Source organism: Oscillatoria sp. CS-180 (genome assembly GCF_028330965.1).
GTDB lineage: Bacteria > Cyanobacteriota > Cyanobacteriia > Phormidesmidales > Phormidesmidaceae > Halomicronema.
In genome coordinates this window covers 152,180-174,160 of the sequence record NZ_JAQMUB010000032.1, presented here as the reverse complement: position 1 = coordinate 174,160, position 21,981 = coordinate 152,180, and the positions used below count along the sequence as shown (strand labels likewise).

At 49.2% G+C, this 21,981-nt stretch carries 23 protein-coding genes; 11 read left to right on the top strand and 12 right to left on the bottom strand.

Annotated features, from left to right (window positions below; genetic code table 11):
• The first annotated feature begins 48 nt into the window (after nucleotides 1-48).
• The 3 genes from secY to infA all read left to right on the top strand — a co-directional run bounded on the left by secY (nucleotide 49) and on the right by infA (nucleotide 2,250).
• Nucleotides 49-1,362 (top strand): preprotein translocase subunit SecY, encoded by a 1,314-nt coding sequence (gene secY / locus PN498_RS07725; RefSeq protein ID WP_272062143.1) that lies wholly within the window; start codon nucleotides 49-51, stop codon nucleotides 1,360-1,362.
• A complete protein-coding gene (locus PN498_RS07720) occupies nucleotides 1,362-1,928 on the top strand; it encodes an adenylate kinase (protein WP_272062142.1) in 567 nt (188 codons plus the stop codon). The genes secY and PN498_RS07720 overlap by 1 nt, the downstream gene beginning before the upstream one ends.
• 97 nt (nucleotides 1,929-2,025) lie before the next feature.
• Entirely contained in the window at nucleotides 2,026-2,250 is a 225-nt protein-coding gene (infA, locus tag PN498_RS07715; RefSeq protein WP_006196724.1) for a translation initiation factor IF-1, read from the top strand.
• Between the two features lie 49 nt (nucleotides 2,251-2,299).
• Here infA and PN498_RS07710 read toward each other — a convergent pair whose 3' ends face one another.
• From PN498_RS07710 to PN498_RS07700, 3 genes are read right to left on the bottom strand one after another with little or no spacing between them, the layout of a single operon-like run.
• Nucleotides 2,300-3,361 (bottom strand): DUF1611 domain-containing protein, encoded by a 1,062-nt coding sequence (locus tag PN498_RS07710; RefSeq protein ID WP_272062141.1) that lies wholly within the window; start codon nucleotides 3,359-3,361, stop codon nucleotides 2,300-2,302.
• Entirely contained in the window at nucleotides 3,342-4,397 is a 1,056-nt protein-coding gene (locus PN498_RS07705) for a dipeptide epimerase (RefSeq protein WP_272062140.1), read from the bottom strand. Before PN498_RS07705 ends, PN498_RS07710 begins: the two co-directional genes overlap by 20 nt.
• A 6-nt stretch (nucleotides 4,398-4,403) precedes the next feature.
• Nucleotides 4,404-5,642: a vWA domain-containing protein gene (locus PN498_RS07700; RefSeq protein WP_272062139.1), complete on the bottom strand. Its 1,239-nt coding sequence runs from the start codon at nucleotides 5,640-5,642 to the stop codon at nucleotides 4,404-4,406.
• 118 nt (nucleotides 5,643-5,760) lie between these two features.
• On the opposite strand from PN498_RS07700, the gene PN498_RS07695 reads away from it, so the two are divergent.
• The 6 genes from PN498_RS07695 (at nucleotide 5,761) to PN498_RS07670 (ending at nucleotide 11,131) form a co-directional block, all read left to right on the top strand.
• Nucleotides 5,761-6,456: an ATP-dependent Clp protease proteolytic subunit gene (locus tag PN498_RS07695; protein WP_272062138.1), complete on the top strand. Its 696-nt coding sequence runs from the start codon at nucleotides 5,761-5,763 to the stop codon at nucleotides 6,454-6,456.
• A 9-nt stretch (nucleotides 6,457-6,465) separates the two neighbouring features.
• On the top strand, nucleotides 6,466-7,101 hold the full coding sequence (locus tag PN498_RS07690; protein WP_272062137.1) for an ATP-dependent Clp protease proteolytic subunit: 636 nt from the start codon (nucleotides 6,466-6,468) through the stop codon (nucleotides 7,099-7,101).
• A gap of 97 nt (nucleotides 7,102-7,198) precedes the next feature.
• Nucleotides 7,199-7,816, top strand: a complete 618-nt coding sequence (locus PN498_RS07685; protein ID WP_272062136.1) for an ATP-dependent Clp protease proteolytic subunit — start codon at nucleotides 7,199-7,201, stop codon at nucleotides 7,814-7,816.
• Between the two features lie 310 nt (nucleotides 7,817-8,126).
• Nucleotides 8,127-8,747 (top strand): DnaJ domain-containing protein, encoded by a 621-nt coding sequence (locus tag PN498_RS07680; RefSeq protein ID WP_272062135.1) that lies wholly within the window; start codon nucleotides 8,127-8,129, stop codon nucleotides 8,745-8,747.
• Nucleotides 8,748-9,250: 503 nt separating this feature from the next.
• Complete coding sequence (locus PN498_RS07675; RefSeq protein ID WP_272062134.1) at nucleotides 9,251-10,156, top strand: metal-dependent phosphohydrolase; 906 nt, start codon at nucleotides 9,251-9,253, stop codon at nucleotides 10,154-10,156.
• 189 nt (nucleotides 10,157-10,345) lie between these two features.
• Nucleotides 10,346-11,131 carry a sulfite exporter TauE/SafE family protein gene (locus PN498_RS07670; RefSeq protein WP_272062133.1) on the top strand — a complete coding sequence of 262 codons (786 nt, stop codon included), beginning with the start codon at nucleotides 10,346-10,348 and terminating at the stop codon, nucleotides 11,129-11,131.
• A 39-nt stretch (nucleotides 11,132-11,170) separates the two neighbouring features.
• Here PN498_RS07670 and PN498_RS07665 read toward each other — a convergent pair whose 3' ends face one another.
• From PN498_RS07665 to PN498_RS07640, 6 genes are all read right to left on the bottom strand, one after another.
• On the bottom strand, nucleotides 11,171-12,118 hold the full coding sequence (locus tag PN498_RS07665) for a VOC family protein (RefSeq protein ID WP_272062132.1): 948 nt from the start codon (nucleotides 12,116-12,118) through the stop codon (nucleotides 11,171-11,173).
• A 49-nt stretch (nucleotides 12,119-12,167) separates the two neighbouring features.
• Complete coding sequence (locus PN498_RS07660; RefSeq protein WP_272062131.1) at nucleotides 12,168-12,308, bottom strand: hypothetical protein; 141 nt, start codon at nucleotides 12,306-12,308, stop codon at nucleotides 12,168-12,170.
• A gap of 1 nt (nucleotide 12,309) precedes the next feature.
• Nucleotides 12,310-13,116 carry an ABC transporter permease gene (locus PN498_RS07655; protein WP_272062130.1) on the bottom strand — a complete coding sequence of 269 codons (807 nt, stop codon included), beginning with the start codon at nucleotides 13,114-13,116 and terminating at the stop codon, nucleotides 12,310-12,312.
• 12 nt (nucleotides 13,117-13,128) lie between these two features.
• Entirely contained in the window at nucleotides 13,129-14,079 is a 951-nt protein-coding gene (locus PN498_RS07650; protein WP_272062129.1) for an ABC transporter permease, read from the bottom strand.
• An 11-nt stretch (nucleotides 14,080-14,090) separates the two neighbouring features.
• On the bottom strand, nucleotides 14,091-15,242 hold the full coding sequence (locus PN498_RS07645) for an ABC transporter substrate-binding protein (RefSeq protein ID WP_272062128.1): 1,152 nt from the start codon (nucleotides 15,240-15,242) through the stop codon (nucleotides 14,091-14,093).
• 102 nt (nucleotides 15,243-15,344) lie between these two features.
• Nucleotides 15,345-16,472, bottom strand: a complete 1,128-nt coding sequence (locus PN498_RS07640) for an ABC transporter ATP-binding protein (RefSeq protein ID WP_272062127.1) — start codon at nucleotides 16,470-16,472, stop codon at nucleotides 15,345-15,347.
• Nucleotides 16,473-16,893: 421 nt separating this feature from the next.
• On the opposite strand from PN498_RS07640, the gene PN498_RS07635 reads away from it, so the two are divergent.
• On the top strand, nucleotides 16,894-18,357 hold the full coding sequence (locus PN498_RS07635) for a DASH family cryptochrome (protein ID WP_272062126.1): 1,464 nt from the start codon (nucleotides 16,894-16,896) through the stop codon (nucleotides 18,355-18,357).
• A gap of 279 nt (nucleotides 18,358-18,636) precedes the next feature.
• A complete protein-coding gene (locus PN498_RS07630) occupies nucleotides 18,637-18,852 on the top strand; it encodes a hypothetical protein (RefSeq protein ID WP_272062125.1) in 216 nt (71 codons plus the stop codon).
• A gap of 124 nt (nucleotides 18,853-18,976) precedes the next feature.
• Here PN498_RS07630 and PN498_RS07625 read toward each other — a convergent pair whose 3' ends face one another.
• From PN498_RS07625 to PN498_RS07615, 3 genes are read right to left on the bottom strand one after another with little or no spacing between them, the layout of a single operon-like run.
• Nucleotides 18,977-20,083, bottom strand: coding sequence for an ATP-binding response regulator (locus tag PN498_RS07625; protein WP_272062124.1), 1,107 nt, complete (start codon nucleotides 20,081-20,083; stop codon nucleotides 18,977-18,979).
• Nucleotides 20,080-20,457 carry a hypothetical protein gene (locus PN498_RS07620; protein ID WP_272062123.1) on the bottom strand — a complete coding sequence of 126 codons (378 nt, stop codon included), beginning with the start codon at nucleotides 20,455-20,457 and terminating at the stop codon, nucleotides 20,080-20,082. The genes PN498_RS07625 and PN498_RS07620 overlap by 4 nt, the downstream gene beginning before the upstream one ends.
• A 4-nt stretch (nucleotides 20,458-20,461) precedes the next feature.
• A complete protein-coding gene (locus PN498_RS07615) occupies nucleotides 20,462-21,910 on the bottom strand; it encodes an ATPase domain-containing protein (protein ID WP_272062122.1) in 1,449 nt (482 codons plus the stop codon).
• Nucleotides 21,911-21,981 lie beyond the last annotated feature (71 nt).

Sequence of the window (21,981 nt, the reverse complement as noted above, 5' to 3'; positions counted from 1 at the left end):
GAATCTGTTCCCCGATATTACGTTGATGCCCAAGAGGTGTTTTGAATTATGGTTGTTAGCCGCGGCAAAAATCCCGGTGCCCAAGAAACCTTTATGCAGATGGCACAAGCTGCTGGCTTACGGAGTCGGCTACTTCTGACCCTCGGCTTACTGGTACTGGTTCGCTTGGGCATTTTTATCCCTGTTCCGGGTATTGATAGAGCTTCATTTGGGAGTGCTATTCGCTCAGGTGGCCTAGGTGGATTTGTAGGCTTCATCGATATCTTTGTGGGTGGTGGTCTCTCCGCCTTAGGGATATTTGCGCTTGGCATTCTGCCCTTCATCAATGCCTCTATCATCATGCAGTTGCTGACGGCAGCCATTCCTTCGCTGGAAGATTTGCAGAAGAACGAAGGTGAAGCAGGGAGACGCCGCATTTCTCAAATCACCCGATATGTTGCCTTGGGCTGGGCAGTTCTGCAAAGTACATTGCTTTCTCTATTCTTATTAGCGCCTTTTGCAGAGGAACCTGGCGTCTTTTTCATTGTGCAAACAGTCATTGCCCTCACGACAGGCTCTATGTTTGTTATGTGGGTGGGCGAGCTGATTACTGAGCGGGGATTGGGTAACGGAGCTTCGCTGCTAATTTTTCTGAATATTGTCTCGACGCTGCCGCGATCGCTCAACCAAACGATTACCCTAGCGCAGAGTGGGGACCGCAACCTCGTCGGGGGTGTCATTATCCTTTTGCTCGTGTTTCTAGCCATGATCGTTGGCATTATCTTTGTGCAGGAGGGAACACGACGGATTCCCATCATCTCTGCTCGACGGCAGGTTGGTCGTAAGCTCTATTTGGAGCAGAGTAATTACTTGCCCTTGCGCCTCAATCAAGGGGGAGTCATGCCGATCATCTTTGCCTCGGCTGTGTTGGTTTTGCCTTTGTCACTGACTCAGTACATCAACAACCGAGATTTTGTTAATTTTGTAAGCGTTTACCTAAATCCAACATCTGCCCTCTACGTCACCTTGTATCTTCTGCTGATTCTATTCTTCAGCTACTTTTATGCCTCTTTGGTGGTCAACCCTGAAGACATGTCTCGAAACCTGAAGAAAATGGGGGCTAGTATACCCGGGATTCGTCCGGGCAAAGCGACAAGCGATTATTTAAGTCGGGTTTTGAATCGTCTGACTTTTTTAGGCGCTATCTTTTTAGGCTTAGTTGCTGTTATTCCGAGTGCTGTTGAGAGCGCAACCCGTGTTCAAACCTTCAGAGGATTAGGGGCAACCTCCTTGCTGATTCTGGTCGGGGTGGCGATCGACACCGCCAAACAGATTCAGACTTATGTGATCTCTCAACGCTACGAAGGAATGGTGAAGCAATAGTGACTCGATTAATCTTTTTGGGACCGCCTGGAGCAGGTAAAGGCACTCAGGCGAAGAAACTTTCTGGAGCTTGTCAAGTTCCCCATATTTCTACAGGAGACATCTTTAGGACTGCCGTTGCCCAAGAAACCGATCTAGGCATCAAAGCCAAAGCTTATCTGGAAACTGGAGAGCTAGTACCTGATGCGCTGACTCTGGGACTTGTGCGAGAGCGGCTGACGGCGGCTGATACCTCCAATGGCTGGCTCTTAGACGGATTTCCTCGCAACGTTGCCCAGGCATCTTTTTTGGACACGCTGCTGCAAGAGCTGGAGCAGCCTTTTGAGTGTGTCGTCAATATGGAAGTCCCTGACGAAGTTGTTATCGCTAGGCTTGTACAGCGAGGTAAGGAAGAAGGGCGTTCTGATGATACCGAGTCCACCATTCGAAATCGTCTCAAGGTTTATCGTGAAGAAACGGAACCTTTAATCGACTTTTATCGAAATCGACAGCAGCTGGTCTCTGTCGATGGCAATAAACCTGTCGAGGAAGTCACGGAAGAGTTGATCAAAGTTGTTCAACCCTAAGATCCCAAAGAGAAGATTTTTGATAATTTTGCTACTCTAAAGGTGTCTATGATATGTAAGTCAGGCTGTCATCTGACTAATTTCAGGAGGTATTCGTTTGTCTAAGCAAGATTTGATTGAGATGGAAGGCACCGTCACGGAGTCTCTACCTAATGCGATGTTCCGAGTTGATCTGGACAATGGGTTTAACGTTTTAGCCCATATTTCGGGGAAAATTCGTCGTAACTACATCAAAATCTTGCCGGGCGATCGCGTCAAAGTTGAGCTTACGCCTTACGACTTAAGCAAAGGTCGGATCACTTATCGTCTCCGGAAGAAGTAGGCAACCTACCCGCGAGAGGTAGAGGAACCGCTTGAGATCTTCTGGTAGCCTACACAGCGCTTGTCGTGTTCAAAATAGCGTCCATAAGCGGTTTACCGCTGAATCGGATGACATCTGTACAGGGTAATCCAGTTTCTTGATGAACTGCTTTGATGGCTTGCTTGGCTGACGCTTCATCCAAATGATGAGTATTGAGAGCAACTCCCACAACCTTTGCTGGTAAGAAGCACCCTCCTGCAGAAACAACGGTTTCACAGACCGCGATCGCTTCGCTCAGCGGTGGAATCTGAACTGTAGGCTGATTGCGAATGTGGGTCTGCCCAGCCCGATGAACCATGATGAGATGGGTCGGCTGACTGCCACGCATTAGAGGAAGCGTGGCAGTTGATCCTGGATGGAAAAGGGAGCCTTGTCCTTCAATAAATAAAATGTCGTGGTCGTTGCCGTACTGCATCATTTGCTGTTCGACAGCACCCGCTGCAAAATCGACTCGAACGCTGTCTAGTGGAATGCCATCATCACCCAGCATCAAGTTGGTTTGTCCCGTCGCAATTACTTTAGAGCGTAGTCCATGTTCAATTGCAAGGCGGTGTAGCTCCAAATTAGTGGACATCTTGCCAATTGCCATATCTGTGCCAACGGGTAATACACGACGGCAGGGAAGCGATCGCGCCGCAGCACTGCCAATCATTAATCCAGTTGGCTCTTGTCGAACATCCCAAATCCATTGATCGGCTTGCAGCACCGTAGCCAGGTTTCTGTCCTTCGCCATAGGAGTATGGAGCCCGTTTACTACTGAGAGACCCGCAGCAACGGCTTCTTTCACCTCTTGATACCAAGGTTCAGGGAGAGCACCGCCTGAGGGCGCAATCCCAATCGCTAGCACAGTCGGTTCATACTCCATAGCAGCCTTAACCGAATCGACAATCGGGACTGATCGCTCAATGCCCGTGACTGCCTGTAGAGAGTTTCCAACCTGTTGCTGATCGACCACTGCCACAATATTGAGAGGACTGTATCGCAGCATGGCTAATCCCGTCTTACCCCCTGGATTATCCGTTCCCTCGTGCATCAATAAAGCAATTCGGTGGTCAGCTCTCAGGTAGTTCATCGCGCGTCAGTCCTAAACCGGGTAATTCATTGGGGTACAAACAGCCTGACTGAATCGTAGCGCCTTTGAACGGATCGTTTATCAGGTTGAGATGACTATCTAGGTCCAGGTGATCGGCTAGGGGAGCCAGGTGAGCTAGGGCTGTATTAGACACAGCGCTGTCGGAGTAACAGCCGAACATAACTTGAAGGTGACAGGCCTGTGCAGTGTGAATCATCCGCAACGCTTCAGACAAACCGCCTGCCTTCATAAGTTTGATGTTGATGCCCTGCACCTGTTCGGCCAGTCGAGGGATATCTTGGGTATTGAAACAGCTTTCATCCACAAAGATGGGTAGGGGCGATCGCGCTGTCAGTGTCCCCAGCTGATCGTCCAAGGTAACGGGTAACGGTTGCTCGATGTAGGTGACGCCCCGTTCTGCCAGCCAGTCCGCCATAGCGATCGCGCCTGCCAAATCCCAGCCCCCATTCGCATCCACGCTGATTTTTGCATCCGCTGAGACTTCGGATAACACTGCCGTCATCATCGCTTGATCGGCTTCAACACCTGCTGGGCTCCCGAGTTTAACCTTGATAGATCTGACAGTAGGAACCTGCTGCTGCCACTGTCGCAAACGCTCAAGGGCCTTTTCGGGCGAATTCAACCCCACTGTCACCGCAGTTGGGCCAATTTTTTTCCGATCTAAACCCCATAGCTGCCATAGGGGCAAACCTGATCGCTTACCCAGCCAATCATGAAGCGCCACATCTATCCCAGCCCGCACCGCTGAGCTTGCAGACGAAAGAGTCGCTTCCAGCTGCTGCCGTTCCAGGGGATGAAAAGGCTCCAGCTGAGGAATCAGAGCAGAGAACTCTTGCAAAAGAGCATCTGCGGCCTGAGCGTGTTGACCAATGGAAAAGGGAGACGTCTCTCCCCAACCCTCAATTCCCTCGGCCACAATCCGCACCCAAATATTTTTTGAACGGGCTGTCGTCCCTCGGCTGATTGTTAGAGGAACCCGTTTATTCACCTCAAAGGGGCTGACAATGACCTGCATGATTCTCTACTGCAGCCGCGTTTTTGAAACAATGCGCGTCCGTTTGCGATCGCGCTCCGACAGATCCTGCCCCGTTTGTAACCGTGTCGCGTTCTCCTGTAGCACCGTTGCCGCGCCCTGATCACCCATTTGTAAGGCAGTCTTAGCCGCAGACTGTAGCAGCGTTGCCGCGCCCTGGCGATCGCCCTTAGCCAATTTTTGCTCAGCAATCTGGGTTTGTCGGTATTTTGCAAGTGTTAGCACATGCTTTTGAACGTGCTGATCAGGAGACGGTTGATAAGTACTTTGAGAGATGGCCGACACCTCCACACTCTCTGACTGTAATCCCATCTGATCTGTAGCAGGAGAATCGTAGCGAATATAAGCTCTGACAATTGGAAAGGTTCCTTCCCCTTGACCGCCAATATAGAGATTGGTCAAAACAACTCTAGGGGTCTCAGACATAAGATCGCCTAAGCGGATCACGATCTCATTCTCTTCCTGCAGGTAGGGCAGTTCAATGGTTTCTGGTGCCACCTGAGCGATCGGCTTCAACTCTGCCAAACGCACTCCAGGCAGTAGCGATAGATGTAGGTGGGCATTGGTGAAGAAAACGGACTGAGCACGAGTTAGCAATCGATTAAATTCATCGACAGCGGCATCCGGCTCTTCAATGTAGGAGAGGGTACCTGCACCTGCATCGGCAATTTTTTCGAGAACATCCTGGTTCCAATGATCTCCAAAACCCAATGCGTTGAGGGTCAAGGTATAGTCGGCAGCGACCTCCGCTAGCTTCAGGCAGCGCTTATTGTCGCCATGTTCATTTTCGCCATCCGTCAGCAAAAACAGCTGGGACACTTTTCCCTGCTTTCCCTGAGCCGCTTCTTCAATACCCAGCTTCATTCCCTCGTCGATCGCCGTCCCACCACTGGGCTTGAGGATACCGATCTTACGCTTAATGAGGTCGCGATCACTCACAGTTTGCAGGGGTAATAAAACCTTGGCCTGATGGTCGAACACAATAACCGAAAGCAAATCCTCATCAGACAACTGATCGACCAACCGCCCAGCCGCCTCCTTCACCATGGTTAGCGGTGGACCATGCATAGAACCGCTATGGTCCAGAATTAGCCCTAGATTGAGCGGTGCATGACTGCCCATGCCAGCCGCTGCAACTTGAATCGAAATCGCCAGCTGGCGTTGACTTGCCGTCTGCTGACTATCTAGATAAGGATCACTGAGGGCACAGTGCAAAGCAACACTCATAGAAACGACTCCGAAAAGACTGAGTTGATAATGAAGTGGGGATATCTCGCCCTCTGACGGACCTCATCCACACGCTACTATGTTATGAACTGGGAACCCAAAGTTATTACATTCGTTTATGAGTTCAACAATTCGTGCGGTACAAGCTCCCTATGGCGGTGGCGGTGGTGCCTACTATCGTACTCCTCCGCCAGATCTGCCTTCTTTGCTTTTGAAGGAGCGCATTATCTATCTAGGGTTACCTCTAGTATCAGCAGATGAGTATAAGCGACAGCTTGGTGTCGATGTCACCAAGCTTATTATTGCTCAACTGCTCTTCCTACAGTTTGATGATCCGGACAAACCGATCTATTTCTACATCAACTCCACAGGGACATCTTGGTACACGGGCGACGCGATCGGGCAAGACACCGAAGCCTTCGCCATCTGTGACACGATTGGCTATGTTAAGCCCCCCGTTCACACCATCTGTATTGGCCAAGCTATGGGAACCGCAGCCATGATTCTCTCGGCGGGCACCAAAGGCTACCGAGCTAGCTTACCCAATGCCACGATTGTTTTAAACCAGCCTCGTATCGGTATGGGACGGGGACAAGCAACCGACATCCAGATTCGAGCTAAAGAGGTTTTGGATAACAAGGCCGCCATGCTAGACATCCTGTCGAGAAATACGGGACAGACTGCTGAGAAGATCTCTAAAGATACTGATCGTATGTTTTATCTGACTCCCGAACAGGCCAAAGAGTATGGCCTCATTGATCGCGTGTTGGAGAGCACGAAAGACTTGCCCAAAGCAATGCCGGCGATGGCGTAAGAGGGTCTTATGCCTGTTGATGAAATTCTGCGCGTTCCGTACAACATTCCTGGTAGCCAAAATTGGCAGTGGATCAACATCTACACCCGACTCAGCCAGGAACGCATTATTTTCCTAAACCAGCCCATCACGATGGGACTAGCAAACTCCGTTATTTCGGCCCTTCTCTATCTTGATTCAGAGGATCAGGGTAAACCGATCAATCTCTATATCAATTCGATGGGTGATCCAGTGACGGCAGGCATGGCAGATGCCTTTGCAGGTCTGTCAGGGATTACTGCAAGTCTGGCAATTCTGGACACCATGCAGCACATCAAATCTGAGATTACGACGATTTGTTTGGGTCAGGCCGTCGGCGTTGCCACGGTATTGCTATCGGCAGGCAGTCCGGGTAAGCGAGTCAGCTTGCCCAACGCCATGATTACGCTAGTGCAACCCAAGGTGGCGACTCAAGGACAGGCGACTGACATTCAGATCAATGCCGAAGAAGTCCTTGCGAAACGTCAGCTGATGATGGAAATCCTGTCCAAGAATACGGGTCAAACCGTTGAGAAACTCAATCAGGATATGGATCGGACCTACTACATGACGCCTCAAGGAGCCAAAGATTACGGGCTAATTGACCGGGTATTAGGAGACAGCTAAACCGCTGTGGACTTCCCGACATTCAGCGTAGACCCTGCACAGGTGGGTATTGCCCATCGGCGATGGAAACTTTAACTGCTCTCAGGAGACTTTTATCATGCCTATCGGCGTTCCAAGCGTTGCCTACCGTCTTCCCGGTAGTCCTTACGAACAGTGGATCAGCATTTATGAGCGACTGTTTCGTGAGCGCATCATCTTTTTGTCAGAAGAAGTGAACGATAGTATTGCCAACGCGATCGTTGCTTATTTGCTTTATCTGGACTCTGACGACAACAGCAAGCCTATCTATCTATACATCAATTCTCCGGGTGGCTCGGTCACAGCAGGCATGGCAATTTATGACACCATGCAGCATATCAAGTCAGAGGTCATCACTATTTGCGTTGGCCTAGCAGCTTCGATGGGAGCCTTTTTGCTAGCAGCAGGTTCTTCCGGTAAGCGTCTGGCGTTGCCTCATGCCCGCATCATGATTCACCAACCGTTGGGAGGTGCACGGGGGCAGGCAACCGATATTGAAATTGAAGCCAGAGAGGTTATCCGTATTAAGCAAGCCTTGAATGAGATGCTTGCGAAGCATACGGGTAAACCCCTGGAGCAAATTGAGCGTGACACCGATCGCGATAACTTCATGTCTGCCCAGGAAGCCATGGACTATGGCCTCATTGATCGCGTGATTGAAGAGCGAACTCAAGCTGCGATTGAGGCCGCAACCTAAATCTATTCGGTTAACGATGAGTTGTTTGGGGATAGTAATCAACTGTCCCTAGACTTTTGGTAAGGGTGAAGCATGATCAAAATGATCATTGAGCCTGTTGGAACAATGCCGACAACGCTGTTTTGCCCTTGCCAAAACGAGTGGCCCAATCATTACTTTTGAGCGACAACCCCCTAGTCGGACGGTTCATTTTTGGAATTAATAGATAGACTTAACCATGTTTCCCGGCGATAATTCCGGTTTATAGGTTAGCCTTTGCTCTAAGGTTAATCAGATAACATTACTGTGAGTCAAGGGAGTGGTTGAAGCGGTGCGAAGGCAACTGGTGGATGAGCTGAGAGTGCTGGGCTTGCGTCCAAACGCCACTTTTGAAGATGTTAAAGCGTCTTATCGTCGATTGGCGAGACAATATCACCCTGATATGAATTCAGGCGATCGCCAGGCGGAAGACAAATTTATTCGCATCACTCAGGCCTACCAAGTCCTAGTTGACGCTATGCCGACTCAAATCACCTCAGTCCCCTCCGGACAAAAGTCGGTCGAGCAGGCTCGCCCCCGAGTCACTGTTAAAAGGACTGCCGAAAAAGTTAGCGTTCGGGTCAATCCAGCCCTTTCGCCTGACGACCAGATTCTCAAGCAAAAAGGCTTTGATCAGCTCCAGGTTTTATTTCAAGCTCGCCGTTTTCCCAGAGCGATCGCGCTAGTGGATGGTCTGGCTCAGCGATTGGCAAACGACCCCGAGGTAAGACAGTGGCAGGCGATCGCTTATCAGCGATGGGGACGCTATCTCATTCGTCACGGACATTACGACAAGGCCCGTCGAGCCCTTAAAAAAGCGCTGCGCCTTGACCCTCATAACAAAGTGCTGTGGCAAGAGGTTAATCGTGATTTCAGGCGAATGGAACACGAAGCGTTGCAAAAACCGTCATAATCGCTGATTTTTGTTGATTTCTTAAACTCTAGTAAAGGCGCAGAGCTTCATGGTACGTCTGAGTTTGGGCTGAGTCTCTTTACTCTTGCCTGTAGCAATTGTGACATCCTTATTTCTGATGTAGACATTACTTGAAGAACGCTTCATGCTAAAAGTGATAGCTGTCGCAATATCTACAAGCCTTATCAGCCTTCTCTGAGGCTAGCTTTACTTCATATAACGAGCGATCGCTTTACATAAACTTGATTTAGATCACACTGAAAGCGGATTCAGGTCTTTTGTATCAAATTTCGATGGTTTACAGTGAGTACATTCAACGCTTCCCTGTTATTTCAGTAGTGCTTCTTAAAGTTGTGTTCTTCCCTAAAAGCGCTACATGAAATCTATTGAACCCTTGAGCGAGTCACACAGGCAAGTCTCGTTTCTCGCAATCGCTCTTACCTCAATAGACGGCTAATCTGAGTCTCTGCTTTGACGCTGTGTCATCTGGATTACTTGGAAAAATGCTCGATTTCAAAGCTAAATTGGTCTGGCTTAGCAATCGCTACCAGGCACTTTTTGGGCAATTCTGCCCCCGATATGATGACTTTTTGATCGAGATTGCAACCCCAGTCATGAGAACGCTCGCTGCTGGCGATGCTCCGTATCACACTGTGGACCACACCTTGCAGGTTATTGAAGTGGGGCAGCTGATTCTAGAAGGAAAACAGCGCCGCGATGGAACCTTATCGCCCCATGATTGGCTGCAATTTATGGCGGCTCTAGTCTGTCATGACGTGGGATATGTGAAAGCCGTTTTGGAGCAAGATGAGGGCGATCGTCATCGCTATGCTGATGGCAAAGGGGGTTGGACCGTCATCGCACCAACAGCGACTGGAGCAGCCCTAGCCGATAGCCACGTTGATCGAGGCAAGGTCTACGTTTCGTCTTCCTTTCAGCAAAATTCGCTACTTGATATTGGAAAGATTCAGCACTACATCGAAATGACTCGCTTTCCTATTCCTCACGAAGAGCTGTATCAAGACACAGCCCATTACGGAGGGTTATGTCGGGCAGCCGATTTGATGGGACAGCTGAGCGATGCTAACTATTTGAAAAAACTGCCGGCGCTATTTCGAGAGTTCGAAGAAACAGATATGAATCGATCGCTGGGATATCAGTCTCCCGAAGAGCTACGAGCAGGCTATCCTCGTTTTTTCTGGCAAGTAGTCTATCCCTATATCCAGGCAAGCATCTACTACTGTGGAGCAACTGCTGAGGGTCGTAAAGTCATTACTCGGCTATACAGTAACCTCTGTCTAGCCGAGATTGATCAACCTCCCTGCGACGCAACAGATTCTCACCTACAGAACTTAGAGGATGCGTCAGCGCTCCGCCCTTGGCAGGAGGCAGGATTTACCTTTTTGTAGCAGAACTCCTTTGAGGAGATTTCTGACAATAAAAATACCCGGCTGTGAGACATTACGCCGCGCTTAGGATTGGCTCCCTCTTTATCTATCTATTAGCTTTCACATCATCAATGAGTCATCTAAACTAATATAAAGGAAGGTTAAGACGAGTAACCTTATCCAGATTATTTGTAGAGGACTGCTGCGAGCGTGCAAGCCATTCATCTCGAACTTTCGACGACTATAGTCGTTTTGCTGATTGGGGGCACCAGCTTTGTCGCCTGGTTTTTTAGTATGTTGGCAGGCGGCGGCAGTCCTCTCGTTCTGATTCCCCTGTTGTCAGTGCTGCTAGGCACTCAGGCTGTTGCCCCTGTAATTACAACAGGGCTACTTATTGGGAATGGGCAGCGTAGTCTATTTTTTTGGCGCAAGATCGACTGGCAAGTCACAGCTTGGTATTTACCTGGGTGCCTTTTGGGAGCAATCCTGGGGGCCTACATTTTCACTTGGGTCAAAGCGGACTGGCTGCAAATATTGGTCGGCGTTGCGCTGTTGGGTATGGTTACCAACTACTGGCTTAGCAAATGTCTGAAGCTATCTGATCGCCCTTTCACGGTTAAAACGTGGTATTTTCTTCCCGTTTCTTTCTTAAACTCTGTCGGTTCAGCCCTCATTGGCAGTACGGGGCCCATCATGAACCCAATGTACTTTGCCTACGGGCTGGAGAAGGAGGCCATGATTGCGACAAAGGCCTCGAACAAAGCCTTTCTACACATTTTCAAGCTGCTGAGTTATGCCGCTTTAGGCGTTCTAGAGCCTAATCATATTGGCTATGGACTGATTATTGGGTTGGGCGCGGTGCCGGCTAATTTACTAGGTAAATGGGTGCTGGAACGCATTTCAAACAACCAGTTTCGGCAAATGGTCTACGCTTTTGTTGCTGTCAGTGGAGTCATGATGATTTGGGAACAGCGCAGCTGGTTTTTAGCTTGGTAGAAAAGGGTCTGGAAGGGGTTGAACGTCTGAAAAGGCCACTTATGGAAAAACAGCTAAGAGTAGCGCGTGACCATTAGGATCTCTAATTAAACAGCCTTTGGCATAACGATAAGAATCGGGAAAGTCAACAACATGAGACGAAATGATCTCGATACGGCTCTGCTTTAAAGCTGCCAAAGCAACCCCAATATCATCGCTCGTTTCTAAAATTAGATGACGGTGAGCAAGGTCGCTAATTATCCAGTCCTTAGGAACTGATCGCCCCGTGCCGGGTTCTACATAATCTAATAGTTCACCGCCAATGCTTGTTTGCTCAGGCTGCAGGGAGTTAATTTGGACTTCCGGCATCGATAAGTCATCGAGACGGGCTTGAGTCTTTCCCTGGTTAACACCGCTATCAGCAATTTCTAGGCCAAGGAGGTCGCGATAGAACGCTAGGCTTTCTTGAGTATCTGCGATCGCGATCGCGCTATGGTCGATGCCCAAAAACAAGTCCCCATTTGGCTTCTGCCACTTTTCCTTACCCTTATCTTGGGGAAACCAAATAATTTCCAGACTATGGCGGTCTGGATCCCTAAACTTGAAGGCTCGCACGCCACCGGCCATGGGATTGTCTGCTGGAATGGTTTGAGGTCCCTCGGAAATCGGTTCGATAGGAAACGATTGCAAGTGCGTGTAGGCTTTATCAATGTCACTGACCACAATCGCCATGTGTTGAAACCAAAGGTCATTGCTTTGGGAATCGACTGGAATAGGCTTAAAATCAAGATCCAAAAATTGGATTAGTTCAACAAACTCGTCGCCAAGCTGTAGCGTAATCAGCCGCACTCGACTGGGTGGGATGGGAGCTAGCCGACTGTAGGTATTAGGCTCGAATGTTAGATCGCCAATCGCCTCAAATCCGAGTGCTTGCGTGTAGAAGTCTCTCGCTTGTTCGGCATTCGATACAGTAACTGTAACCGTTTGAATAGCTTTGACGGACAACATTTCAGACTAAGTCCCCTGGTTTCAACCCCAGCCAGCGATCGCCTTCTAGCTAGACGATCATCAGTTTAACGGGCTGATCGCCAACCGTCCCCGATAGATGCCCCTGATGCCCTTGTTCATCCGGCATCGTATTCTGGTCTGCGCCGAAGGAAACGTCATCCGGTCCCATTTCAGCAACCCAGAGAAGCACTTCAATCTTGTATTGTTGACCCTTTGTAGCGAATGTATTCTGCTAACGCAGCAATCATTGCAGACGCCAAAATCAGCACCACACTTAAAGCATTCATGTCGGGTTTAACGCCATTACGGATGCGGCTAAAGATCTCGATGGGCAAGGGATTTGCGCCACCGCCTGCCGTGAAGCTAGAGATCAGCAAATCATCTAGGCTGAGGACAAATGCTAACAGACAGCCTGAGACGATCGCGGGCATCAGTTGAGGCAGTAGCACCTTGATCATGGCTTGAGTTGGCGTTGCCCCCAAATCGAGTGCGGCCTCTTCCAAATTGGGATCGAGGCTACCAATGCGACTCGACACCACTACTGCTACGTAAGCCAAGCAAAACACGGTATGAGCCGCGATAATCGTCCAAATGCTGAGCGGAATTGCCATCGACGCTAGAAAAACGAGAGTCGCCACCGCAATGGAAATGTCAGGAATAATCAGCGGCAGATAGGACGCGCCACGATAAAGCCCTTTACCCGGAAACGTGTACTTGAACAGCCCGATCGCCATCAGCGTACCTGTGACCGCTGAGATAGCAACCGCCACGATCGCGACCACCAACGTATCCTGCAGGGCGCTGAAGATACGGGTATCCTGCAGCAGGCTCTCGTACCACTTCAAGCTGAATCCCTGCCACACCGAGGTATAGCGACGGGAATCATTGAAGCTGTAAACGGCCAAAACCAGAATTGGCATGTACATAAAGCCAAAAAGCAGCAGCGTCGTCAGGCCCTGCCAAGAGCAAGGTAGGTTGAACTTGGACCGAAGACTCATGCGTTCACCTCCTTAGGTTTCCTTGACCGAATCGCGATCGCCATACCTAAGCAGCAGCGCGATCGCTAAGCTCACTGCCAAAATCAACACCATGCTGAGCGCCGACCCCAATCCCCAATTGCGCGTGATGCCCAAAAACTGGTTATAGATTAATCGAGAAATGGTCATGCTGGAAGCGCCACCGAGCAGCGTTGGGACTACGAAATCGCCCATGCTGGTGATGAAAACGAGCAGGCATCCCGCTGCAATTCCGGGTAGTGTTTGGGGTACGGTGATTTTCCAGAATGTTTGTCGAGGCGTTGCGCCCAAGTCAGCAGAAGCCTCTAGCAAAGAGATATCTAGCTTTTCCAAAGAGGCATACAGAATCAACACCATGTAGGGCAAGAAGTTGTATGTCAAGCCAATAAAGACGGCGATGGCGGTATAGAGCCATCGCTGTTCCGGGAGCTGCACGCCAGGAATCCAATTGCTGATCCAGCCAATCAGACTATTGAGCAATCCAGACGGACGCAAAATACTCATCCAGGCATAGGCTCGCAGTAGTGACGAGGTCCATAGTGGCAAGACAAACGCCACCACGAGAAAATTACGCCACCGTTTTGGAGCCATAATCGCCAACCAGTAGGCCACGGGAAATCCCAGCAGCAGACACGCTAGCGTTGCTCCCGTTGCGTAATAGAGCGATCGCCAAATGACCTGCAAGTAAACCCAATCAAAAGCCGGATCAAGAGGATTAAACACCTGCGAATAGTTACCAAGACCATAGGCTCCATCGCTCTGCTCCGGTCGCAATCCTGGCACTAAGCTGATATCTAGAATCAGAAGCGTTGGCAGCACCAGAAATAGCATCAGCCAGATGCCCGATGGACCCAACAGCGCCAGAGGCCCTACCAAAGACTTCAGGCGCTGTCCCACATTCAGTTTCGGTTTAGCAAAGTGTTTCTTGCCTGAAGAAACCGCCATCGCATTCAGTCCTATGCGCTAGTGACTCTTGTCCAAAACTCGTCGTAAATTGCAGAGGCATCTCCCACCGGCGCAATCCCCTCACATTTCGCCAAAATCTCCTCAGGCGGGAAGAGATCTGTATTGCTCTTGAACTCATCCGAAAGATTGTCGTAAGCAATTTTATTGGGCGTTGCGTTAAACAGGGTTTCAGTGTTCAACTGAGCGATTTCAGGCTGCAGGTTGAAATTAATCCACTCATAGGCAGCATCTACATTAGGCGCTGACGTGGGGATAATCATCGTATCCGTCCACACAGAAGAACCGCTGAAGGGGATGACGTACTCCAGGCGATCGTCCTCTGCAATGGAGGACAATGCGTCTACTGAATAAGCCATAACAACGGCTAAGTCACCACCCAGCAGACCATCTTCAAAGCCAAAGGACATGAAGGACGCGATCGCAGGCTTGAGTTCCACCAGCTTGTTATAAGCCTCTTCAATCTCTGCTGGATCGGTTGAGTTGTAAGAATAGCCAAGAGACTTGAGGACTGCCCCCATTGTTTCCCGAACGTCGTCTAGCAGCGTAATCTGACGGGACAGTGCTGAGCTATTGTCCCAGAGATAATCCCAATCTTCAGGATTGTCAGTGATGATGTCTTTGTTGTAGAGCAGCCCGGTGGTCCCCCAAGCAAAGGGAACGCTGAAATTGTTCCCTGAATCGTAAACTGGGTCTTGCCACTTGTCGAAAATATTGTCGATGCCGGTGATGCGGCTCTTGTCGAGCTTCGTCAGCATTCCTAAGCTGATCATCTCTTGCACCATGTAGTCAGAAGGATAGATAACGCTGTAGGCGTCCCCACCTCCTGCCTGCATCTTGGCCAGCATGGTTTCGTTCGAGTCGTAGATATCAACCACAACTTCAATGCCCGTCTTTTCTGTAAACGCCTCTATGAGCTGGTCGTTGGTGTAGTCAGCCCAAGTGTAGACGTTCAGCACCCCAGACGCCTCTCCAGCTTCAGCAGCAGCCACTTCAGTCTCGGCTTCTGAAACGCTGGCGATGTTCTGACGGCAATTAGACAGGGTAACTCCGGCGATCGCCGCAGCAGAACCTTGCAAAAAGCGTCGCCGGGTGGGGCCTAATCGACGAAACTGGTTTGAATACAGCGATCGCTTGCGGGGCATGGCAGTGTTCCTCACTTAATCGTCATCAACATCAAAGACTACAAAACGATGTAATACCACAGTGTTAGACCGGCAACAATCAAGCACAGCAGATGTAAACAACTACGCCGCAAGTGCCAAACAGTCATCCGGTCTCCACGAGACATAGACAGGGGTTTCTAGTTCCAACGAATGCTCTGTTCGGTTTGGCTCCAGAACAGTCAGACATTCACCTGACTGCAACTGCACCATACAGTGAATGTGTGTACCGAGGTACATCACATGCTTGACGTAGCCAGAATAGCAGTTTCCTTTGTTGCCAAGGGGAGCTTGGCTGAGGCGAATTTTTTCGGGACGGACACTAACAACCGCAGTTCTCAGGCTCTGAGGCATATCATTGGGGCGACTAACCAGAATTGTCGTGCCTTCCAAGGTCTTGACCTGAAGCATTTTGCTATCGGCAAAACTGACCTCGCCTTTAAGAAGATTGGTATCGCCAATAAAATCGGCCACGAAGGGCGTTGTGGGGTGATCGTAAATTTCACTTGGGGTACCCACTTGCTCGATATCGCCGTCTTTCATCACAGCAATGCGGTCTGAGAGACAGAGCGCTTCTTCTTGATCGTGAGTGACCATCACAAACGTGATGCCCAATTGCCGATGCAAGTTAGATAGCTCCACCTGCATTTGTTTTCGCAGCTTTAAGTCCAGTGCCCCCAGTGGTTCATCCAGCAGCATGACCGCCGGACGATTGACCAATGCTCTAGCAAGCGCGACCCGTTGCCGTTGTCCGCCAGAGAGCTGTTGAGGCCGGCGGTTGGCAAAGTCTTCCATTTTGACGAGCCGTAGCGCATCGGTGACACGCTGTTTGAGTTGCGATCGCCCCATCCGCTTGATACGCAACCCAAAGGCAATATTATCTCGCACGGTCATGTGGTCGAACAAAGCATAGCTTTGAAAAACCGTATTGACAGAACGCCGATGAGCAGGCACCCGGCTCATATCCTGCCTTTGAATGTAAACCGCCCCCTTAGTGGGCTGTTCGAATCCAGCAATCAACCTCAAGGTGGTGGTTTTGCCACATCCTGAAGGCCCTAAAATACTGAAAAACTCTCCCTCGCGAATCTCTAAATTAATGTCTTTAACAGCAGCTTCCCGGTCAAAATACTTTGAGACCTGGCGCAGCTCAACATCTGACAAACCTTCTTGCTTTGGTGGCACAGATATTGAGGGAGAAACTGTCTGTGACATGAAGGTAATCCCCTGAAACAACAGCAGAATTGCCCTAGGACAATTCCAGTCGAAGAATGCCCTATTTATTCTTAGACAGCATCATGGCACATTGGCGCGCAATCTTAGCAGTCAATCTTAGGCTTTTTTACTATTCAAAATTGCGCTGAGTGAAAAAGTAGCGCACGTGACGATTTTGAGATAACTCCAACAAAGCGAGTCCAAAAGGCACAAGACTTCGGTTTTGTAGTTGGAGCATAAACCTCGAAGATCAGCAGCCATCCTCCCTCAAATCAGCTTAGAAAGGCTGATCCGTCAGACTAGAACAGCAAAAACATGAAGAACGGAATCAATATTTTTTATCGCCGTGATAGATAATCTCCCAAGAAGGGGACCAAACTTGTTAGATTTACATAAGTTTACACCGCGATCGCATTCCCTAATGAAAGTCCTGATTTGGTTTAGAAATGACCTGAGACTCCATGACCATGAGCCGCTGCAAGATGCGCTCAAAGCCGGAGCAGAGGTCATTCCCGTTTACTGTTTTGACCCTCGACAGTTTGGCGAAACGTCCTTTGGTTTCCCCAAAACGGGCAAGTTCCGCGCCAAATTTTTGCTCGAAAGTGTCGCAGACTTGCGTCAATCCTTGCAGCAAAAAGGCAGTAATTTAATCATCCGGGTGGGTAAGCCAGAAGACATTCTCCCTGCTTTGGCGAACGAGGTAGACGCAAAAGCTGTTTATTGGCACGAAGAGGTTGCTTCAGAAGAGGCAGACATTGAAAATGCTGTCGCTGATCACCTCGAAGCCGCCGGAAAAACGGTGCAGACCTACTGGGGAACGACGCTGTACCATCCCGACGATCTGCCCTTTCCCGTTAAAAAGCTACCGGCAGTCTTTACCCAATTTCGTAAACAAGTCGAGAAGTACAGCACCGTCTACGAAACACTCGCAACGCCCAAACAGCTCTCTCCCTTGCCGAAATCGTTAGACCCCGGCAAAATGCCAACGCCTGAAACGTTGGGCATTGAGGTGGCTGACCCAGACGATCGCGGCGTTCTGCCCTTCAAAGGGGGAGAAACCGCAGGGCTTGCTCGCTTACAAGACTATATTTGGGATACAGACTGTCTCAAGGTCTACAAAGAAACTCGCAACGGCATGTTGGGAGCCAACTATTCTTCCAAGTTTTCACCGTGGCTAGCACTGGGCTGTTTGTCTCCCCGACGAATTCATGAGGCCGTTCAGGACTATGAGAACGAGCGAGTTCGTAACGACTCAACCTACTGGTTGGTGTTTGAACTCCTGTGGCGCGACTATTTTCGATTCGTCTGTCAGAAACATGGCGATCGCGTTTTTTATCCTTCCGGTCTCAGAGGCCTGAAGATCAAATGGAAGCAGGATTGGGAACGATTCGATGCCTGGCGCGAAGGGAGAACCGGATATCCCCTTGTCGATGCCAACATGCGAGAAATTGCTGCAACGGGCTTCATGTCTAATCGAGGACGGCAAAACGTCGCTAGCTTTCTAACCAAGAACTTGGGTATCGATTGGCGTATGGGAGCAGAATGGTTCGAATCCCTGTTGGTGGACTACGACGTTTGCAGCAATTGGGGCAACTGGAACTACACGGCTGGAGTCGGCAACGATGCTCGGGGCTTTCGCTATTTCAATATCCCTAAGCAGTCCAAGGACTACGACCCAGAAGGAAACTACGTCAAGCACTGGCTACCAGAACTTAAGGACATTCCTGCGAAGAAGGTCCATTCTCCCTGGTCACTTCAACCCGTTGAACAGAAACGGTTCAACGTTCAGTTGGGCGTAGATTATCCCCACCCCATTGTTGATTTGCAGAAGTCCGTCCAGGCTAACGAGAAGATTTACAACGCGGCGATGGACCGCAGTGCGTAGAGAAACAATCAGACTCTCCGAATGGCAAGTTCCCCGTAAGCATTCAGATGCTTGATGGAAATCTGAAGAGCTGGGAAATTGAAAGGGTTTCTGGCGCAAGGGCGATCGCGCCCTTCGTTAAGAAACTGTAGGATAAAGTTATAGCTTTAGTCATCTAGACTGTGCACCCAGCATCATTCGGGTGCTTAGCGCTTAGGTAGATGGTTCGCCATCTTGTCTTTACCGGACTGGTGACGGCTATACATGCTGAAAAATGCTCAAAATGATGAGGTGTGACTGATGTTTTTGGATGAGCTATCGCCATTTTTGCAAGAGTTGGCCCGCCAGCCTGTTGCGTTTCTGGGCGGTTTTGTGTCGGGAGTTTTACGCTTAGACTTAGACGAAGATCCTGTCAAGTCTTGGCTGAATAATCAAAACGTCAGCGTTTCCGATGACGACGACTTCTCTAACGGCTCCGGCCCCACCAGCGGTCCTCAACAAATTTCTATCGATTAGCAAGCAATCAATCGGTTTTTCCTTCATCGGCAAAGGCAAAGTTTTGCATGTCTAATTCGAATACTTAAATTGAGGGGTTACGGAGCAAGGTCTGCGTCCTTATTGAGCTCCAACCGCGAAACCATCAAACACTTGCATCCATCGCTGAGGGAAGCGTCACGGTGAAGGTTGTCCCCTGATCAACTTGGCTCTCAAAAGCGATCGCTCCTTGATGTAGCTCTACGCACTGTTTGACGATGCTGAGGCCGAGTCCTGTCCCTGGAGCAGTTCCTACATTTCGAGCACGAAAAAAAGCGTCAAAAAGGGCTGGCTGATCTTCTACAGGAATACCTCGGCCTTGGTCTTTGACTTCGAAGACAAGTTCGCCCTGACCATAGTTTAGGGATAGTTCAACAGGGCAACCAATCGGTGAATACTTCAGTGCATTCGACAATAAGTTGTTGAGGATGGTGTCTATCAGAGCAGTATCAACATACACGTCAGAGGATTTTCCTTGAATTTGAAAGTTAATTTTGCGAGTACCGCTAGTACTCGACTCAAGGTCTACCAGTAATTTTTCACAGTGGCTTGCAATGTCAACGATCGCAGGATTGAAGCTGACTTGAGAAGAGGCATTGCGATCAAATACAAGCAAGTCGTCTAACAATGCAATGAGTTTGCTAACAGAGTTGCGGACTCGCTTAAATATGTTTTTCTCCTTTTCAGCTGATAAATTCTGTTGGGTCGTTTCAAGAATTTGAATCATTCCCGAAATTACCGATAGAGGGTTGCGAAATTCATGGGAAACGACTGAAACAAATCGCGTTTTCAGCCTATTCATTTCTTCTAACTGCTGATTTTGGCGAACGACCTTATGGGACAAATCGCGTGTCCTGAGCAAAATTGCGATACGAATATCTAGTTCCTCAGGGTCAACGGGGGTAGTTACCAACTCGTCGATCTGATAGCGAATATCAAGTGGCAACCCTCCAACTGTATTTTGCGGCAGCAGCGCAACCACGGGTAGAAAGGTAGGGTCTGTCGCCTGTCGCCAAAGGTTTAGTTTTGAATGCCAATTCTTTAATCCTGCTAGATCAAGGATGATCAGATCAAAAGTACCCACTTCGACACTTTCTAAGCTGGAGGCTGCTTGCAGAGGCAGAATAATCTCAAACTGAGGCGTCAACCGCTCTATCAGCAGACGTCTGTTCTCATTGTTATTCAACAAGAGTAAGAGACTACTTTTACTCATTGAGAAATTTGCAGCGTATGGGCAAGCAATGTCAGCAAACTACGGATATCTAAAGGTTTAACCAGCAGTCGTATACAAGGCGTATGACGTTCTAGCAAATGTGCGCTATCGGATGGCGTGATAATGAATAGCGGAATTGCCCGGCTGCTAGATGCCTGACAAAACTGCCATATTCTGGCATCAAAGCCAGTAACGTCTAGTAATATGAGCGACACAGAAGCTCGCCCATTCTCTTCCACCAGCTCGTCAATAGAGAGGTCTTCGTAAGTTAGTGCAACTTCAACAGAATAGCCTGCTGTCGTCAGGACCTGATGTAAGAGTTCCTGATTGCGTCGATTACGTCCTATACAGAGGATAGAGCCTGCTGTAGTCATATCACTACTCAGAGTGAGAAGACGGTGGTATCTGTTCTGGAACCCCGCTTAGGATATTGCGTAAATTGGACAAGGGGGGGCCTACTTTAATCCCGTAGCGGGTGATTTCGAATTCTCGAAGTGTGTGCTCAAAGTTGGACAGTCGTTTCTTCAGTACGCCGATCGCTTTGCGAAGTTCCCCTCTAATCTCCAAATGGCGGAAAAACACAATGTTATCAGCTAGATAGCTAAGGCCCTGACCAGTGACTTTGAAGTCTCCTGTCACACCTTCAATTTCATTGACCAATAGGGTCGTGACACCCATGTTTTGTAAATAGCGACACAGGGCATGAATATGATTGACCAAGTTATCACCGCGAATAGACAGACGATAGCCTGAAATGCTGTCGAGCATGACAATCCGAGTGTTTTGGTTTTCTACTTCCTGTCTCACAGCCTGAACAAACTCCTCAGGAGTGAGTGCTAATGCTTCAACGGCGTCAATGTTAAGGGTTCCCTGCTCCACCATTGCTTTGACAGGGATGTTGATGGCCTCACAGCGATGCAGGATACTGGCTTCCGACTCTTCAAAGGTATACACCACCGAGCGTTCACCCCGCCCCGCAGCCTCTTTCATGAACTGGATACCAAAGGTGGTTTTACCGACGCCTGTTGGTCCCGTAATGATGGTAATAGTGCCTCTTTCAAGTCCACCATGCATCAGTTCATCCAGAGCCGGAACACCAGATGAAATGATAGTGGGTTCGAAACTGCGGCGAAACTTATCGGGTTTTAGTTGAGGAAAAACACACATCCCGTCGTCGTCTAGCCGAAGTGAATGGGTCCCTTCAATAAAGCTAGAACCCCGGAATTTGTCGACCTGTATAGTCCGTCTATCATCTAAGGCTTGCAGTGTGATAATGCCATCACTAAGAAATTGCAAATCGTCATCTGGAGTCAGATTCCCAATTTCAGAACCTAGCAGCGTGGTGGCCCCCTCATCTATCAGATAGCGAATAAATGAAAGCATCTGCTGATGAAACTGATAGCTGTTCCTAGCTAGGTAACGAAACTGCGTAATCGAATCAATAAAGACACGTTTAGGCTTAAGCGTCTGAACGCTCTGCACGATTTGCTCGGTAATTGATCCGCGTTCGACATCAGCCGGTGAGAAAATGTCGTAGGATTTATCAGCGGCAAAAAAATCGGCAGAGGGACCCAGGTCTAAGAAGTGAATATTAGTGAGATCAAACCCTAAGTTCTCGGCATTGTGACGAATCTTCGCTTCAGCTTCCCCCAAGGTGATGAACAATGCCGTTTCTTCACTGCTGGTTTGAGTCAAAAAATGTAGCCCTGAAGTCGTCTTGCCAGTGCCGGTCTTCCCGCGTATGAGATAAGCTTGATTCGGAATAAGTCCTCCACTGAGAACGGTGTCTAATCCTGCAACACCAGTAGATAGACGTTTTTGCGTCATAGTTTTCGTCATCGACCCCTTTGGCTAAGCATATAAGCAAATTATTTACCCAGATATGAATAGACCATTCA

What these genes read in the sequence shown, in the direction of transcription:
- PN498_RS07635 (WP_272062126.1), top strand. Translation starts at nt 16,894, where the DNA reads ATGAAAGTCCTGATTTGGTTTAGAAATGACCTGAGACTCCATGACCAT.
- PN498_RS07685 (WP_272062136.1), top strand. Translation starts at nt 7,199, where the DNA reads ATGCCTATCGGCGTTCCAAGCGTTGCCTACCGTCTTCCCGGTAGTCCT.
- PN498_RS07620 (WP_272062123.1), bottom strand. Translation starts at nt 20,457, where the DNA reads ATGACTACAGCAGGCTCTATCCTCTGTATAGGACGTAATCGACGCAAT.
- PN498_RS07695 (WP_272062138.1), top strand. Translation starts at nt 5,761, where the DNA reads ATGAGTTCAACAATTCGTGCGGTACAAGCTCCCTATGGCGGTGGCGGT.
- PN498_RS07645 (WP_272062128.1), bottom strand. Translation starts at nt 15,242, where the DNA reads ATGCCCCGCAAGCGATCGCTGTATTCAAACCAGTTTCGTCGATTAGGC.
- PN498_RS07675 (WP_272062134.1), top strand. Translation starts at nt 9,251, where the DNA reads ATGCTCGATTTCAAAGCTAAATTGGTCTGGCTTAGCAATCGCTACCAG.
- PN498_RS07710 (WP_272062141.1), bottom strand. Translation starts at nt 3,361, where the DNA reads ATGAACTACCTGAGAGCTGACCACCGAATTGCTTTATTGATGCACGAG.
- PN498_RS07625 (WP_272062124.1), bottom strand. Translation starts at nt 20,083, where the DNA reads ATGAGTAAAAGTAGTCTCTTACTCTTGTTGAATAACAATGAGAACAGA.
- PN498_RS07705 (WP_272062140.1), bottom strand. Translation starts at nt 4,397, where the DNA reads ATGCAGGTCATTGTCAGCCCCTTTGAGGTGAATAAACGGGTTCCTCTA.
- PN498_RS07650 (WP_272062129.1), bottom strand. Translation starts at nt 14,079, where the DNA reads ATGGCGGTTTCTTCAGGCAAGAAACACTTTGCTAAACCGAAACTGAAT.
- PN498_RS07700 (WP_272062139.1), bottom strand. Translation starts at nt 5,642, where the DNA reads ATGAGTGTTGCTTTGCACTGTGCCCTCAGTGATCCTTATCTAGATAGT.
- PN498_RS07640 (WP_272062127.1), bottom strand. Translation starts at nt 16,472, where the DNA reads ATGTCACAGACAGTTTCTCCCTCAATATCTGTGCCACCAAAGCAAGAA.
- PN498_RS07615 (WP_272062122.1), bottom strand. Translation starts at nt 21,910, where the DNA reads ATGACGCAAAAACGTCTATCTACTGGTGTTGCAGGATTAGACACCGTT.
- PN498_RS07655 (WP_272062130.1), bottom strand. Translation starts at nt 13,116, where the DNA reads ATGAGTCTTCGGTCCAAGTTCAACCTACCTTGCTCTTGGCAGGGCCTG.
- PN498_RS07665 (WP_272062132.1), bottom strand. Translation starts at nt 12,118, where the DNA reads ATGTTGTCCGTCAAAGCTATTCAAACGGTTACAGTTACTGTATCGAAT.
- secY (WP_272062143.1), top strand. Translation starts at nt 49, where the DNA reads ATGGTTGTTAGCCGCGGCAAAAATCCCGGTGCCCAAGAAACCTTTATG.
- PN498_RS07630 (WP_272062125.1), top strand. Translation starts at nt 18,637, where the DNA reads ATGTTTTTGGATGAGCTATCGCCATTTTTGCAAGAGTTGGCCCGCCAG.
- PN498_RS07690 (WP_272062137.1), top strand. Translation starts at nt 6,466, where the DNA reads ATGCCTGTTGATGAAATTCTGCGCGTTCCGTACAACATTCCTGGTAGC.